The sequence below is a fragment of the Acidovorax sp. FW305-C-20-28 genome (genome assembly GCF_058783375.1).
In genome coordinates this window covers 204,611-219,992 of the sequence record NZ_JBYSYM010000004.1, presented here as the reverse complement: position 1 = coordinate 219,992, position 15,382 = coordinate 204,611, and the positions used below count along the sequence as shown (strand labels likewise).

Here is a 15,382-nt window from a genome sequence, read left to right as displayed (position 1 = left end):
CGGAGACAATTTGATGTCCTTGTTCGATACCCACCGTACCCTCCTGGAGGGAGCCCTTGACGCCCTGGCCACACGCGGCCACTGGACGCCCTTCCCCGAATCGCCCTCGCCCAAGGTCTATGGCGAAACCGGCCAGGCCGATGGCCAGGCGGCCGTGAATGCCCTGCTGGGCAAGGACTTTGCGCTGCAGCAACCCGGCGAGCAGGGCCGCCTGGCGACCGAGCGCTCGCCCTACGGCGTGGCGCTGGATGTGCGCTACCCCGACTGTGATGTGCAGGCCCTGGTGGCAGCGGCCCAGGCGGCCGAACCCGCGTGGCAGGCACTGGGCGCGCAGGGCCGCGTGGGCGTGCTCTTGGAGGCGCTCATGCGCATCCACCGCCGCAGCCATGAGATCGCGCACGCCGTGATGCTGACCACCGGCCAGGGCCCGATGATGGCCTTCCAGGCCGGCGGCCCGCATGCGCAGGACCGCGCGCTCGAAGCCATCGCCTATGCCTGGAAGGCCATGGCCGACGTGCCCGGCGAGGCGCTGTGGGACAAGCCCCAGGGCAAGAACCCGCCGCTGGTGATGCAAAAGCACTACGAGATCGTGGGACGCGGTGTGGCGCTGGTGGTGGGCTGCGCCACCTTCCCCACCTGGAACACCTACCCTGGCCTGTTCGCCGCGCTGGCCACGGGCAACCCGGTCATCGTCAAGCCGCACCCCAACGCCGTGCTGCCCGCCGCGATCTCGGTGAACATCCTGCGCGAGGTGCTGGCCGAGCAGGGACTGGACCCGAACACCGTGACCCTGGCGCTGAGCCCCCGGCCCGAGAGCACGCAGGCCCTGGCCACGCACAGCGCGGTGGCCAGCATCGACTTCACGGGCAGCAACCAGTTCGGCCGCTGGCTCATCGACAACGCCCGCCAGGCGCGCGTGTACGCCGAGATGGCCGGCGTGAACACCGTCATCATCGAATCCACCGACCAGTACGCCGCCCTGCTGCGCAACCTGGCGTTCACGCTGTCGCTGTACAGCGGCCAGATGTGCACGACCACGCAGAACATCCTGGTGCCGCGCGGCGGCATCGCCACCGACGAAGGGCACAAGAGCTTCGAGCAGGTGGGTGCGGACTTGGCGGCCGCGGTGACCGAACTGGCCTCGAACCCGCGCGTGGCCACCTCGGTGCTGGGCGCCGTGGGCTCGCCCGAGACCGTGGCCCGCATGCAGCAGGCCGCCAACAAGGGCCGCCTGGTGCTGGCCTCGCGCGCCCTGCCCCACCCCGAGTTCGCCAATGCGCAGATCCACACGCCCGTGATCGTGGCGCTGGAGCAGGCCGACAGCGCCATCTATGGCGAGGAGTGCTTCGGCCCCGTGTCCTACCTGGTGGCCACCGATTCGGGCGCCGCCAGCCTGCAGGTGGCCGAGGCCACGCTGCGCGCGCACGGCGCGCTGACGCTGGGCGTGTACTCCACCGACCGCGCCTACATCGACGCCGCCATCGCCCTGGGCCGGCGCACGCGCGTGGCCCTGTCCATCAACCTCACGCAGGGCGTGTTCGTGAACCAGTCCGCGTCGTTCTCGGACTACCACGCCACAGGCGGCAACCCGGCCGCCAACGCCAGCTACACCAACCTGGCCTTCGTGGCCGACCGCTTCGTGATCGTGCAGCGGCGCGAGCATGTGGCGGCGCCCGCTGCCCAGTAGAGAGGGCTATCGCTGGGGCATGTCCTTCACGGAGTAGCCCAGGCTCACGGTCGCGTCTTCCGGGATGGCCGGCATGGTGGCGTTCCACGCCTCCCATGCCGCGCGCATAGACGCCAGTCGCTCCGGCTCCACCTTCGCGCGGTTGGCGCGTTCGCGCTCGTCGTCGGCCAGGTTGAACAAATAGTCGTTGCCGTCCACGCGCAGGTACTTCCACTCGCCCAGGCGCATGGCACGCTGGCCGCGGTGGTTCATGCGCCAGAACAGGGGGCGCTCGCAGTCCCACGCGGCATCGCGCAGCAGGGGCATCAGCGAGACGCCGTCCAGCGGGTAGTCGGCATCGGCCGCCACGCCGGCCGCGTCGAGCATGGTGGCGGACCAGTCCATGGTCATGCAGCTGTGCACGCTTTCGCCGCCCGGCGCGATCACCGCGGGCCAATGGGCGATCCAGGGCACGCGGATGCCGCCCTCGGTCAGGTCCATCTTGCCGCCCACCAGGGGCCAGTTGTCCGAGAAGCGCTCGCCGCCGTTGTCGCTGGTGAAGACCACCAGGGTGTCGCGGTCCACCCCATGGCGGGCAAGCGCGTCCATGATGCGGCCGATGCCCTCGTCCATGTGGTGGATCATGCGGCGGTAGGTCTCGATGTTGCCGCCGTGCAGGTGGAACAGGTTCTGGCGCACCTCCTCGGCCAGTGCTGCGTCGTCGCGCGTCTCCCAGGGCCAGTGCGGCGCCGTGTAGTGCAGGCTCAGGAAGAAGGGGGTGCCGGCCTGCGCGCCGGGCGCCATGCGCTCCACGAAGTCGAGCGCGTGGTCGGTGATCAGGTCGGTGAGGTAGCCGTCCTCCTGCTGCTCGGCTTCGCCCAGGTACAAGTCGTGGTGGCCCGCAGAACTGCAGTGCGTGAAGTAGTCCACCCCGCCCGACATGGGGCCGAAGAACTCCTCGTAGCCCGATTGCAGCGGCCCGAAGGCCGGCGGGTAACCCAGGTGCCACTTGCCCATGAGCGCCGTGCGGTAGCCGCCAGCGCGCAGCAGCGAGGGCAGCGTGGGGTGCGAGGGCGGCAGGCCCAGCGTGCTGCTGCCCCGGCTCTTGCTGTTGATGGGCTCTTCGGCCGCGCCGCGCAGGCGGTACTGGTAGCGCGCCGTCATCAAACCGAAGCGGGTGGGCGAGCACACAGGCGAGTTCGAATAGCCTTGGGTGAGCTTGAGGCCCTGCGCGGCCAGGCCGTCGAGCACGGGCGAGACGGGGCCGAAGGCGGCCTCGCGCCCGCCGTAGCAGCCCAGGTCGGCATAGCCCAGGTCGTCGGCGACGATGAAGATGATGTTGGGACGTGGATGGCTCATGGCGATGTTTCAGGGCTTGAAGCCGGAGCGTTGCACCACGGGCGCCCACTGCGCGCGGTAGGCCTTGAGCATGGCTTCGGTCTGGGCCATGGTGCTGGCCACGGGCTCCATCTTGGCGGCCTCGAACTTGCGGCGGGTGTCGGGGTCCTTCATCACCTCGTTGATCAAGCCGGCCAGGCGCTCGGCCTGCGCCTTGGGCATGCTCATGGGGGCGAAGAAGGTGTTCCAGCCCGTGGCGGCCAGGTCCAGGCCGCCTTCCTTGAAGGTGGGGATCTTGGCATCGAGCGGGCTGCGCTTGGCGCTGGACACGGCCAGGATGCGGATCTTGCCGGCCTCGTGCTGGGGCAGCAGGGTGTCGAAAGTGTCGAAGGCCACGGGCACCTGGCCGCCGATCAGGTCGTTGAGCAGCGGGGCCGAGCCGCGGTAGCCGACCACCTCGGCGCTGACCTTGGCGGCATCGCCCACCATGAGGCCGAAGAAATGCGGCAAGCTGCCCGTGGCGGGCACGCCGAAGTTGGCCTTGTCGGGGTTGGCGCGCAGCCAGGCGACCAGGTGGGGCAGCTCGCGCACCGGCACGGCGGCCGAGACGGCCACGCCGAACTCGTAGCTGTTGACGTGGCTCACGGGGCGGAAATCGCGCTCGGCGTCATAGCCCGCGTCGGGGAACACCAGCGGCGCGACCAGCATCACGGCCGGGTTGGCCAGCAGCAGCGCGGGCTGGTTGGCCGGCGCAGCCTTGACGGCCTGGGCCGAGAGGCGGCCGCCGGCACCGGTGCGGTTCTCCACGATCACGGGCGAGCCGAGTTTGGCCTGGAGCTTGTCGGCCACGATGCGGGCCACGCGGTCGCTGGAGCCGCCGGGTGCATAGCCCACGATGATGCGCAGCGGTGCCTCCTGCGCCTGGGCCAGCGCGGCCGAAAGCGCCAGCACGGCAGTGAACACGGAGGCGAGGGGTTTCCACATGGCAATGCTCCCGAACGAATAAGGATAGAAGAAATGCCGCACTGTAGAAGGGCCACAATCGATTGATCTAAACAACCATTGCCCGGAATTACCCTGATGCCCGACCCGCAGCCCACCGACGCCCTGCGGCTGGCCGACCCCGAAGCCGCCCGGCATTTGCTGATGTACCGGCTCAACCGCCTGCTGGCCGTGGCCGGCAGCCTGGTGGTGCGCCTGTGCGAGGGCGGCTACGGCATCACCCGGCGCGAGTGGGGCCTGCTCATGTGGCTGGCCGAGCGCCCGGGCATGCCGCCGGCCGAGCTGGCCGAACGCCTGGGGTTGGACCGGGCACGCACCTCGCGCGCCATCACCTCGCTCCTGGGCAAGAAGCTCATCACGCGCGAAGCCATGCCCGGGGACCGGCGCCAGGCCCAGCTGATGCTCACCCCGGCAGGGCAGGCACTGCACGACGCGCTGTTCCCGCAGATCAAGGCGCTCAACCAGGCCCTGCTGACCGGGCTCGATGCCCAGGCACTCGACACGCTCGACACCAGCCTTGCGCGCATGCAGCAACAGGCCGAGGCCCTGGTGGCCACCCGCACCGATGTGCCGCGCACCTACCGGCTGCGCGGGGGACGCCAGCCGGAGTAGCGGCGCACCCACGCCATTGGCCGCCGTACAGGAAAAACGGACTTTGGCGCGCCGGAACACCGCGGGTACCGCTATCCTGTGGCAACGGGGCGTTGCGCGCCCTCCTTTCTTCCAATAGATACGCTCCCCACGCCATCCATGTCCTCGTCCACCTCGCTCTGGAGTCCGCTGCGCCAACCTGCTTTCCGGGGCCTGTGGATCTGCGGGGGGGTGTTCTTCATCGGCAGCGGCATGCAGACCATGGCGGCCGCCTGGCTGATGGTGGAGTTGTCGGGCTCCTCCTTCCTGGCCGCGCTGGTGCAGACGGCCGTGTTCATGCCCATGTTCCTGTTGGCGCTGCCGGCCGGGGTGCTGGCCGACACCACGGACCGGCGCCGGCTCATCTCCGGGGCGCTGCTGGCGCAGATCGCGGCCTGCAGCCTGCTGGCGCTGCTGGTGCTCTTTGGCAAGGGCGGGCCGGCCTCGGTGCTGTTCCTGGTGTTCGTCTGCGGCTGCTGCACGGCGGTGCTCACCCCGGCCTGGAACTCCTCGGTCATCGACCCGGTGCCGCGCGACGAGTGGCCCCAGGCCATCACCGCGGTGAGCATCGCCTACAACGCGGCGCGCGCCGTGGGTCCCACACTGGCCGGCCTGGTGTTCGCGCAACTCGGGGCGGGCTGGGTGTTCGCCATCGCGGCCGCCACCACCCTGGTGATGTGGGAGTCCATCCGGCGCTGGCCGCCGCGCCCGCATGCCCCCACCCGGCTGCCGGCCGAACGGCTGTGGGGCGGCACCCTGAGCGGCCTGCGCTTTGCCTGGCATTCGCACATGATCCTGGCGCAGCTGGTGCGCGTGACGGCCTTCAGCGCCGCCGGCTCAGCCCTGTGGGCCCTGCTGCCCGTGATCGCCCAGCGCCAGTTGGGCGCGGGGGCCCAGGGCTTCGGCCTGCTCATGGGCTGCCTGGGCACAGGGGCTGTGGCCGTGGGCCTGGTCATCGGCAAGCTGCGTGCGCGCTTCGGGCTGGAGGTCATCGTCAACGCCGCCTGCGTGGTGTTCGCGGGCGCCATGCTGGTGGCTGCGTTCTCGCACACCGCCATCGTGGTCTACCTGGCCATGATGCTCGGCGGCGCGGCCTGGATGTCGGCCATGTCCACCTTCAACACCGCCACCCAGGCCAGCGCGCCGCCCTGGGTGCGTTCGCGCGCCGTGGCCATGCACATGGTGACCGCCCTGGGTGCCTTCGCCATGGGCTCGGCCATCTGGGGCGCGGCGTCGGACATCGTGGGCCTGGCCCCCACCCTGGTCGCCGCGGCCGCCTGCATGGGGATCGGCCTGCTGCTGGCGCGCCCCATGCCACTGCGCATGGGCGCCCTGCACGAGGTGACCCAGGCCACGCCCTGGGACGAGCTGTTCATCGAGGCCGAACCCCTGCCCGAAGCAGGCCCCGTGGCCGTGGAAGTGAGCTACCGCATCGCCGAGGGTTCGGACACCGCCTTCCTGGACACCATCAGCCGCATGAAGGCCCCGCGCCGGCGCGATGGCGCCACCTTCTGGCGCGTGTACAAGGACCTGGGCGACCCCTCGCGCTATGTAGAACGCTTCATCGTCGAATCCTGGGCCGACTACCTGCACCAGCGCGCCCGCGCCACCATGGCCGACCAGGCGCTGGAGACCGAGGTGCGCGCCTTCCTCGCCCCTGGAGAGGTAGTTCGCATGTCCCACTACATCGCAGAAAGATAGCTCCCCCTGAGCCGCTTCGCGTCTTCCCCCTGAGGGGGACGCCTCCGGTGGGCCGGCAAAGCCGGATCCACGGTGGCGCTGGCAGGGCAGCGCCCCTGGCCGCGGCCAGCCTTGTTCAAACATCCGCGACACCTGCACAGGCGATTCAGTCCAGTTTCCAGGCCCTGCCACAATCGGGGGATGAGCTTCGCCCCCCTCTCCAACGACACCTTCCTGCGCGCCTGCCGCCGCCAGGCCACCGACTACACGCCCCTGTGGCTGATGCGCCAGGCGGGCCGCTACCTGCCCGAGTACAAGGCCACGCGCGCCCAGGCCGGCAGCTTCATGGGCCTGGCGACCAATGTGGACTACGCGACCGAGGTCACGCTGCAGCCCCTGGAACGCTTTCCGCTGGACGCGGCCATTTTGTTCAGCGACATCCTCACCGTGCCCGACGCCATGGGCCTGGGCCTGTCGTTCGCCGAGGGCGAGGGCCCGCGCTTTGCCAAGGTGGTGCGCGACGAGGCCGCCGTGGCCGAGCTGGCCGTGCCCGACATGGACAAGCTGCGCTATGTGTTCGATGCCGTGACCAGCATCCGCAAGGCTTTGAACGGCCGCGTGCCGCTGATCGGCTTCTCGGGCAGCCCCTGGACCCTGGCCTGCTACATGGTGGAAGGCAAGGGGAGCGACGACTACCGCCTGGTCAAGAGCCTGATGTATGCGCGCCCGGACCTGATGCACCGCATCCTGGCCACCAATGCCGATGCCGTGGCCGCCTACCTGAACGCCCAGATCGATGCCGGCGCGCAGGCCGTGATGGTGTTCGACAGCTGGGGCGGCGTGCTGGCCGATGGCGCCTTCCAGGAGTTCAGCCTGGCCTATACGGCGCGCGTGCTGGCGCAGCTCAAGCGCACGGGCGTGGACGGTACCGACGTGCCGCGCATCGTCTTCACCAAGGGCGGCGCCCTGTGGCTCGAAGACATGAAGCCCCTGGACTGCGAAGTGCTGGGCCTGGACTGGACGGCCAACCTGGGACGCGCCCGCGCGCTGGTGGGCGGCGCCGTGGGCGGCCCGGGCAAGGCGCTGCAGGGCAACATCGATCCCAATGTGCTGTTCGCACCGCCTGAGCAGATCGCCGGGCAGGTGCGCCAGGTGCTGGACAGCTTCGGCACGCCCCACACCGACCGCGCCACCACCGGCCCGACCCACATCTTCAACCTGGGCCATGGCATCAGCCAGTTCACGCCACCCGAGCATGTGGCCGCACTGGTGGAAGCGGTGCACAGCCATTCGCGCAACCAGCGCCGCGGGGGCTGACAAGCCCGCCCAGGCCTTGGAAATAGCCGAGGTTGTGCACACAAGCGGTGCATCCACAAAAAAATCAATCGGGCCGTCCATGGAACGGCCTTTTGTTTGTACGCACACGCAAGTGCTTGATTTATATAGGGGTTCTGCACCTGCCTGTTTGCCGGGCAATCCAGCGAAAGCACGGTTTTGCAAGGGCTGGCAGGCCGAACGCAGGGAATATCAACAAAGTTATCCACAGATTTTTGGGACTTTGTGAAAAACCCATGACAAATCAACCACTTGCGCCGACAACTGCAGAAATCAGTGGATGTTGTCCTACGCCGCCGATGCCCAATTGGCGGTCAATGTCCTCTTGACGAAGCCCGCCGACTGCACTTATGCACACGAACGGCAGGGCGACGCCGCAAAAGCCAGCGGCATGGGCCTAGCACAGGAAAGGCCAGGAAAATTCTTCAGATCATTGATTCATATGGATTTTTTCGCACTGCCACTTTGACAGGCATTCCGTTGAAGCCCACTATCCATGCGGCCTGCAGCGCACTGGAGACAGGATGTCAACAAAGTTATCCACAAAATCATGGGATGACTTGGCAAACGACGCTGCGGTAAGCGTCCCGTCCCCCCAACGGCGCTGCATCGCGCAGGCCGGCCGGAGCAATGCCCACGCTGTCCCCGAGACAGTGCATCGGGGAGGGGCTGGACCCTCCGGCCTGTCGAAAAACGGCCCAGTGGGTGCCCCTCCCACACCGTGTTCCTTGCCCAGCCCACCGCCTGCTCTTTTGCAGTGCAATCCGGCCAAAGCCAGCACCAGCAAGGGTTTGCGGGCAGCATGCAGGGGATACCAACAAACTTATCCACAGAATTGCGGGATTTCTTGGGCGCCGACCATGAATCCAGCAGCTGCGAAGCGCATCGCAAGCATCGACGAGCACCCCCGCCATGCCGGCGGGGCTTCCAATGCCCTCCTGGCGGCCCCAGGCCACCCCACTTGTGCACATGCCGAGCGATGCACCGGCGCCAGCGCAGCCTGCCCAGCCCTAGCACGAAAAAACACCCCAAAAATCTTCAGATCATTGATTCATATGGATTTTTTTGGCCCTGCTGCTTTTGCAGGCATTCCGTTGGCACCCAGTCTCCATGCGGGTCTCCGCCGACTCGTTACAGGATGTCAACAAAGTTATCCACACAAACTGTGGGATAGAGGGGCAACACCCGACCTGGCGCACCGGGCGGATCGCCAAGCCCGCCGACGCCGGGGTCGCCAGGAAGTGCCTTGGCGCCTTCGCCCAACGCCATACCAAAGGAGGAGACCGTGCCCCCCTGGGGGCGACATAGTCTGGGTTGTACACACTGGCAGCGCACCGATGAAAAAATTCAATGACCCACCGCCCGCCAGGAAACGTCGTTCAACGAGCGCGCTAAGTAATTGATTTGTATGGAGATCCATGGGCTGCCCTTTTGACAGGCAACCTACCGAAAGCACGCATTGGCAAGGCCCGGCGGGCTGCACACAGGGGATATCAACAAAGTTATCCACAGATTTTTTGAACTTCCTGCAAAAACCTCGCCAAATCAAGCACTTGCAAGAGGAATCGGAGAAATCAGTGGACATCTCCCGCCAGCGCCCAGGCCCAGGGACACCGGCAATGCCCTCTTGACGCAGCACGCCCATTGCACTTATGCACACAAAACGTGATGCGGCGCAGCAAAAACCAGGCGTCCCGGCCTAGCACAGAAAATCCCCCGAAAAATCTTCAGATCATTGATTCATATGGATTTTTTGACCCTGCCGTTTTGACAGGCATTCTGTTGAGACCCAGCATCCATGCGGCTCCGCGCGGGGTGAAGACAGGATGTCAACAAAGTTATCCACAGATTCGTGGGATGACTTGGAAAGCCGAATCCATTCAAGCACTTAGCCCTGAAACCGCCAGAGCACATGAAGAATCAGAGGTACCAGGACGCCCTCCCGTGCGGGCCGCAGGCCTGGCGGATTCGCGTAGGATTCCCGGTCGCCCGCCCCTCCCCTGCGGCGGCCCTGCGCCCCGGATCGCCCCCACACCTTGCAGACTGCTGCCGCCTCCATCGTCCAAGTCGCCCTGCACGCGCCCTCGCACAGTGGCGTGGGCGATCTGCTGAGCTACTCCAGCCCCGAGCCCCTGCCACCAGGGACGCTGGTGCGGGTGCCCTTTGGCACCCGCGAAGTGCTGGGCGTGGTCTGGGATGCGGACGAAGCCACCGGGGAGCTGCCCGAGAGCGCGACCATGCGCCCCATCGCCGGGGTGCTGGCCGGCGTGGCACCGCTCGACGCGCCGTGGCGCCGGCTTGTGGGATTTGCCGCGCGCTACTACCAGCGTGCACTCGGCGAGGTGGCACTGGCCGCCCTGCCCCCCCAGTTGCGCGACCTGGGCCCGGAACAGCTGGCCCGGCGCCTGCGCCGGCCGGCCACACCCGCCGGAGGCACCGGCCAGGACATGCCCACAGTGGCGCTGACGCCCGAGCAGGAAAGCGCGCGCGCGCAGATCGCGGCCGAAAAAGGCCCGTTCGTGCTGTTCGGCAGTACCGGCAGCGGCAAGACCGAGGTCTACCTGCGCTGCGTGCAGGAGGCGCTGGACGCCGACCCCACGGCCCAGGCCCTGGTGATGGTGCCCGAGATCAACCTCACGCCCCAGCTGGAGGAGCGCTTCACCCAGCGCTTCGGACCGCAGGCGGTGGTCTCGCTGCACAGCGGCATGACCAACCCGCAGCGCCTCAAGAGCTGGCTGGCCGCGCACAGCGGCGCCGCGCGCATCGTGCTGGGCACGCGCATGGCGGTGTTCGCCAGCCTGCCGGGGCTGCGCCTGGTCGTCGTGGACGAGGAGCATGACCCCAGTTACAAGCAGCAGGAAGGCGCGCGCTACTCCGCGCGCGACCTGGCCATCTGGCGCGGACGCGAGCAGGGCGCCAAGGTGCTGCTAGGCTCGGCCACGCCTTCGCTGGAAAGCTGGCACGCGAGCCGCCCGCCGACCCCCGAGGACCCCGAAGGCGGCCGCTACCTGCGGCTGCACATGCCCAGCCGCATCGGTGCCGGGCAACTGCCGCGCGTGCGGCGCGTGGACATGAACCAGCAGCCCAAGCGCGCAGTGTTCACCGCGCCGCTGCTGGCGGCCATCACCGAACGGGTGCAGCGCGGCGAGCAGTGCATGGTGCTGCTCAACCGCCGTGGCTACGCCCCGGTGCTGCACTGCGCCGACTGCGGCTGGAAGAGCGACTGCCCGCACTGCAGCGCCCACCAGGTGTTCCACAAGACCGACCGCACCCTGCGCTGCCACCACTGCGGCTACACCGTGCGCGTGCCGCGCCACTGCCCCACCTGCGGCAGCCCCGATATCCAGTCCATGGGCCGGGGCACGGAGCAGCTGGAGGAGCAGCTCGCCGGCCTGCTGTCCGAGGTGCTGCGGCCCGATGGCGCACCCGCGCGCATCGCCCGCATCGATGCCGACACCACCAAGGCCAAGGGCGCGCTGGAGACCCAGCTGGCCCAGGTGCATGCGGGCGAGGTGGACGTGCTCGTGGGCACACAGATGATTGCCAAGGGCCACGACTTTCGCCGCATCACCCTGGTGGCGGCCGTGCAGCCCGACGGGGCGCTGTTCTCCAGCGACTTTCGCTCGGCCGAGCGGCTGTTCGCACTGCTGATGCAGGCCGGCGGGCGCGCCGGGCGCGATGCCGCCTACATGGCTGCCCAGGGCGGAGCCCCCTGCGAGATGTGGGTGCAGACTTACCACCCGCAGCATGCGGTGTTCGAGGCGCTGCGCCGCCACGACTACCCGGCCTTCGCCGCCCAGCAGCTGGCCGAGCGCCAGGAGGCGGGCATGCCCCCCTTTGCCTACCAGGCCCTGGTGCGGGCCGATGCCCGCACCCAGGAGGTGGCCCAGGCCTTCCTGACCGCGGCCAGCGCCGCCGCGCGCGAGCAGGACCTGCCGGGCCTCGCCCATGTCACCCTGTACCCGCCCGTGCCACTGACCATCCAGCGGGTGGCCAATGTGGAACGTGCCCAGATGCTGTTGGAAAGCGGGAGCCGCGCGGCGCTGCAGCGCTTCCTGGCGGCCTGGCACCCGGTGCTGCACGCCACGCGGGGCGACCCAGCCCACCGGGGCCTGATCCGCTGGCTGGTGGACGTGGACCCCCTGGTGATCTGAAGCCCCGCCCCCCAGAGCGGCGCCCAGGCACGGCCATTAACACGCATTGGTGTTTGTTACGCACTCCGCCACAAGCCCACCCATGCAGGGGGTGCCCCGGGAAATGCGAACAAACTACAATGCCGGGTGGTGCCAGAACACCCCCGGCCTGTGGCTGAACGGGCCGTCCTGCGCCCATCCTGCAGGCCATGGGCCGCTGGCTACCCCCATTTTTCACCCCATGCCCCCGCGCCGAACAGGCCACCCCCACCGTAACTATGAGCAGTCTCCCCATCGGCACCGATGACGCCGGCAACCAGGAAGCCGAGCTTCTGGCCCAGTTCGCGCGCAACCTCAAGGTGCCGCTGCTCAACACCATGGCCCACGGGCTGCAGGATGTTTCGCCCATCGAGGGGCTGTCGCCGGCCTTTCTGCGCACCAACTCGCTGCTGCCCTTCTCGGTGACGGACGAGGCGGTGCACATCGCCTCCAGCGTGCCGGTGCAGCTGGCCGCGCTCGATGCCCTGAAGCAGTTCTTCACCGTGCCCACGCGCCTGCACCTGGCGCCGCGCATGTGGATCCATTCGGGGCTGGACCAGGTCTACCGGCCCGAGAACGCCAGCCTGGCCGCCTTCGACGACGAGAATGCGGGCGGCTCGGAGAACCCCGACGACGACCTCGAAACCCTGAAGGCCCTGGCCGAAGACGCCCCCGTAGTGCGCCTGGTGCAGTCGCTGCTGCTGCGCGCCGTGGAAAGCCGCGCCTCCGACCTGCACCTGGAAGTCAGCCAGCAGAAGTTCCGCGTGCGCTACCGCATCGACGGCGTACTGTTCGACGCCGAATCGCCGCCGCGGCGCATGTACACCGCGTCCATCTCGCACCTGAAGCTGCGCGCCAAGATGAACATCGCCGAGCGCCGCCTGCCCCAGGACGGCCGCATGAAGATGGAAGTGGGTGGCCGCCAGATCGACATGCGCGTCTCCACCGTGCCCACGGTGTACGGCGAAAGCATGGTCATCCGCCTCTTGGACCAGGGCCCGGGAATGATGGGCATGGAGTCGCTCGGCCTGAACGCCGAGGCGCTGGCCATGCTGGAGGCCGCCATCGTGCAGCCACACGGCATGATCCTCGTGACCGGCCCCACCGGCAGCGGCAAGACCAGCACGCTGTACGCTTCGCTGGGCCAGGTGAACCTGCCGGGCAACAAGATCATCACGGTCGAAGACCCGGTCGAGTACCAGATCGACGGCATCAACCAGATCCAGGTCAAGTCGCAGATCGACCTGACCTTTGCGAGCGCACTGCGCTCCATCGTGCGGCAGGACCCGGACATCATCATGGTCGGCGAAATCCGCGACCGCGAGACGGCCGAGATCTCCATCCAGTCAGCCCTCACGGGCCACCTGGTGTTCTCGACCCTGCACACCAACGACTCGTTCGGCGCGCCCCACCGCCTCATGGAGATGGGGGTGGAGAGCTACCTGATCGCCTCCTCGGTGGTGCTCATCGTGGCGCAGCGCCTGGTGCGCGTGATCTGCCCGCACTGCAAGGAAAGCACCACGCCCACCTCGGCCGACCTGCTGTTCCTGGCCGAAGAGGGCGTGCAGGCCCACCAGGTGACCGAGCTGTTCCACGGCAAGGGCTGCCATCACTGCGGCCAGTCGGGCTACATCGGCCGCACGGGCATCTACGAGATGCTGCCCATGACCACGGCGATCAAGGAAGCCATCATCCAGAAGATGCCGGCCGAAGGCGTGCGCCGCAAGGCCATCGAGCAGGGTGTGCGCACCATGCGCGCCGACGGCATCAGCAAGGTGCTGGCCGGCATCACCACGCTCGAAGAGCTGGCGCGGGTCACGCGCCAGGAGATGACGTGAGGCCGCGCCCGGGGTCTGCGGGTACTGCCAGCCAGGGGAATCCGGTCGATACCGGCAGCCCACTGCCTGCGGATCCTGCGCCGTACCTGCCGCCTGCGTCCGACCCGAAGCCCGCAGCGCCGGGCATCAACTGGACCGCCTCGCTCGGCGGCGGCAGCAAGCGCGTGGGCATCAAGCATGTGCTGGCCATGACGGAGCAACTGCTCACTTTGCTCGACGCCGGCCTGCCGCTGGACCGGGCGCTGCACATCTGCCAGAGCAGCATCGAGCAGCCGTTCTTTCGCGGCGTGATGCAGGCCGTGGTGGTGGATGTGGAAAAGGGCAATTCGCTGGGCGATGCCTTCATGCGCCACCCCTCGGTGTTCCCGCGCCTGTACGTGAACATGGTGCGCGCGGGTGAAGAAGGCGGCGTGCTGCCTGTGGTGATGCAGCGGCTGGTGGAGTTCTACACGCGCAGCATCGAGTTCCGCTCGTTCCTCATCACCTCGTCCATCTACCCGGTGCTGCTGTTCTTCTTCGGCGTGAGCGCGCTGCTCGGGCTCACGGTGTTCGTGCTGCCCAAGTTCGGCCAGATCTTCACCGACATGCACCAGGAACTGCCCACCGCGGCGGCCATCCTGATCGGCACCGGCGACTTCCTCAAGGCCTATGGCCTGTACATCCTGGGGGTGATCGCCGTGGCCCTCACCGCCTTTGTGATGGCCCTGCGCGACGAGAAATGGCGCGAGCGCTGGCAACTGCTGCTGCTGCGCATGCCCATCCTGGGTCCGCTGCTGCTCAAGATCCAGCTGGCCCATGTCTGCCGCACCTGGGGAACTCTATTGGCCAGCGGGGTTCCGATACTCACCGGCATGCGCATCGTGCGCGAGCTGACCGAGCACATCCCCTTGCGCAAGGCGCTGGACCGGCTGGTGCGCGCCGTGCAAGAGGGCAAGGGCGTGTCGGCCCCGGTGCGTGCCGACCCGTTCTTTCCCCGGCTGCTGGGCCAGCTGGCCGCGGTGGGGGAGGAGTCGGGCGCGCTCGATGCCATGCTCGTGAAGGTGGCCGACCAGTATGAGAAGGACATCCAGAAGGCCACCCGCAACCTGGTGGCCCTGTTCGAGCCCGTGATGATCCTGGTGATGGGCGGGCTGATCGGCACCATCGTGGTGTCCATGCTGACCGCGATCTTCTCGATCAACGACATGCCCCTGTAAATGAACAAGTGACGTAGTAAGTAGGTTTTTCATGCACATTCCCTTCAAGCACCCCTCCCGCAAGCCCGCGCTGCGCCGCGCTGGCGGCTTCACGCTGATCGAACTGCTGATCGTCATGGTCATCCTGGGCCTGCTGGCCTCGCTGGTCGGCCCGCGCCTGTTCGGCCAGCTCGACGCCTCCAAGGTCAAGGCCGCGCGCACCCAGATCGAGATGCTGGGCGCCGCCATGGACACCTACCGCCTGGACATGTCGCGCTACCCGAGCACCGAGCAGGGCATCGCCGCCCTGTCGGAGAAGCCCGCCGACGCCGCCGAGGCCGCCCGCTGGCGCGGCCCCTACCTCAAGAAGAAGGTGGACAAGGACCCCTGGGGCAACAGCTATGTCTACCGCGCACCGGGCGAGAAGAGCGACTACGAGCTTTCGTCCCTGGGCGCCGACGGCAAGGAAGGCGGCTCGGGCGACGACGCCGATATCCGCAGCTGGGAATAAATCCGTCCTCGGGACGCCGTGCGGTTGCTGCGCAT

At 67.9% G+C, this 15,382-nt stretch carries 11 protein-coding genes; 9 read left to right on the top strand and 2 right to left on the bottom strand.

Going from position 1 to position 15,382, the window contains the following annotated elements; translation table 11 throughout:
- The first annotated feature begins 13 nt into the window (after positions 1-13).
- On the top strand, positions 14-1,687 hold the full coding sequence (paaN, locus tag AC3WOH_RS07505; RefSeq protein ID WP_492228729.1) for a phenylacetic acid degradation protein PaaN: 1,674 nt from the start codon (positions 14-16) through the stop codon (positions 1,685-1,687).
- A 6-nt stretch (positions 1,688-1,693) separates the two neighbouring features.
- Here the strand turns inward: paaN and AC3WOH_RS07500 are convergent, their stop codons facing one another.
- Positions 1,694-3,025, bottom strand: coding sequence for a sulfatase family protein (locus AC3WOH_RS07500; RefSeq protein ID WP_492228728.1), 1,332 nt, complete (start codon positions 3,023-3,025; stop codon positions 1,694-1,696).
- Between the two features lie 9 nt (positions 3,026-3,034).
- Entirely contained in the window at positions 3,035-3,988 is a 954-nt protein-coding gene (locus AC3WOH_RS07495; protein ID WP_492228727.1) for a tripartite tricarboxylate transporter substrate-binding protein, read from the bottom strand.
- 96 nt (positions 3,989-4,084) lie between these two features.
- Here AC3WOH_RS07495 and AC3WOH_RS07490 point away from each other — a divergent pair, with 96 nt between their 5' ends.
- From AC3WOH_RS07490 to gspG, 8 genes are all read left to right on the top strand, one after another.
- Entirely contained in the window at positions 4,085-4,618 is a 534-nt protein-coding gene (locus AC3WOH_RS07490; RefSeq protein ID WP_492228726.1) for a MarR family winged helix-turn-helix transcriptional regulator, read from the top strand.
- A gap of 138 nt (positions 4,619-4,756) precedes the next feature.
- Positions 4,757-6,337, top strand: a complete 1,581-nt coding sequence (locus AC3WOH_RS07485) for an MFS transporter (protein ID WP_492228725.1) — start codon at positions 4,757-4,759, stop codon at positions 6,335-6,337.
- A 180-nt stretch (positions 6,338-6,517) separates the two neighbouring features.
- Positions 6,518-7,633, top strand: coding sequence for a uroporphyrinogen decarboxylase (gene hemE / locus AC3WOH_RS07480; protein ID WP_492228724.1), 1,116 nt, complete (start codon positions 6,518-6,520; stop codon positions 7,631-7,633).
- Between the two features lie 298 nt (positions 7,634-7,931).
- Complete coding sequence (locus AC3WOH_RS07475; protein WP_492228723.1) at positions 7,932-8,120, top strand: hypothetical protein; 189 nt, start codon at positions 7,932-7,934, stop codon at positions 8,118-8,120.
- Between the two features lie 1,567 nt (positions 8,121-9,687).
- A complete protein-coding gene (gene priA, locus AC3WOH_RS07470; RefSeq protein ID WP_492228722.1) occupies positions 9,688-11,805 on the top strand; it encodes a replication restart helicase PriA in 2,118 nt (705 codons plus the stop codon).
- Positions 11,806-12,062: 257 nt separating this feature from the next.
- A complete protein-coding gene (locus AC3WOH_RS07465; RefSeq protein WP_492228721.1) occupies positions 12,063-13,661 on the top strand; it encodes a GspE/PulE family protein in 1,599 nt (532 codons plus the stop codon).
- Positions 13,658-14,857 (top strand): type II secretion system F family protein, encoded by a 1,200-nt coding sequence (locus AC3WOH_RS07460; protein WP_492228720.1) that lies wholly within the window; start codon positions 13,658-13,660, stop codon positions 14,855-14,857. Before AC3WOH_RS07465 ends, AC3WOH_RS07460 begins: the two co-directional genes overlap by 4 nt.
- Positions 14,858-14,888: 31 nt before the next feature.
- Positions 14,889-15,347 carry a type II secretion system major pseudopilin GspG gene (gspG, locus tag AC3WOH_RS07455; RefSeq protein WP_184860406.1) on the top strand — a complete coding sequence of 153 codons (459 nt, stop codon included), beginning with the start codon at positions 14,889-14,891 and terminating at the stop codon, positions 15,345-15,347.
- The last annotated feature ends 35 nt before the right edge of the window (positions 15,348-15,382 follow it).

What these genes read in the sequence shown, in the direction of transcription:
- AC3WOH_RS07495 (WP_492228727.1), bottom strand. Translation starts at nt 3,988, where the DNA reads ATGTGGAAACCCCTCGCCTCCGTGTTCACTGCCGTGCTGGCGCTTTCG.
- AC3WOH_RS07465 (WP_492228721.1), top strand. Translation starts at nt 12,063, where the DNA reads ATGAGCAGTCTCCCCATCGGCACCGATGACGCCGGCAACCAGGAAGCC.
- hemE (WP_492228724.1), top strand. Translation starts at nt 6,518, where the DNA reads ATGAGCTTCGCCCCCCTCTCCAACGACACCTTCCTGCGCGCCTGCCGC.
- AC3WOH_RS07490 (WP_492228726.1), top strand. Translation starts at nt 4,085, where the DNA reads ATGCCCGACCCGCAGCCCACCGACGCCCTGCGGCTGGCCGACCCCGAA.
- AC3WOH_RS07475 (WP_492228723.1), top strand. Translation starts at nt 7,932, where the DNA reads ATGTTGTCCTACGCCGCCGATGCCCAATTGGCGGTCAATGTCCTCTTG.
- AC3WOH_RS07485 (WP_492228725.1), top strand. Translation starts at nt 4,757, where the DNA reads ATGTCCTCGTCCACCTCGCTCTGGAGTCCGCTGCGCCAACCTGCTTTC.
- paaN (WP_492228729.1), top strand. Translation starts at nt 14, where the DNA reads ATGTCCTTGTTCGATACCCACCGTACCCTCCTGGAGGGAGCCCTTGAC.
- gspG (WP_184860406.1), top strand. Translation starts at nt 14,889, where the DNA reads ATGCACATTCCCTTCAAGCACCCCTCCCGCAAGCCCGCGCTGCGCCGC.
- AC3WOH_RS07500 (WP_492228728.1), bottom strand. Translation starts at nt 3,025, where the DNA reads ATGAGCCATCCACGTCCCAACATCATCTTCATCGTCGCCGACGACCTG.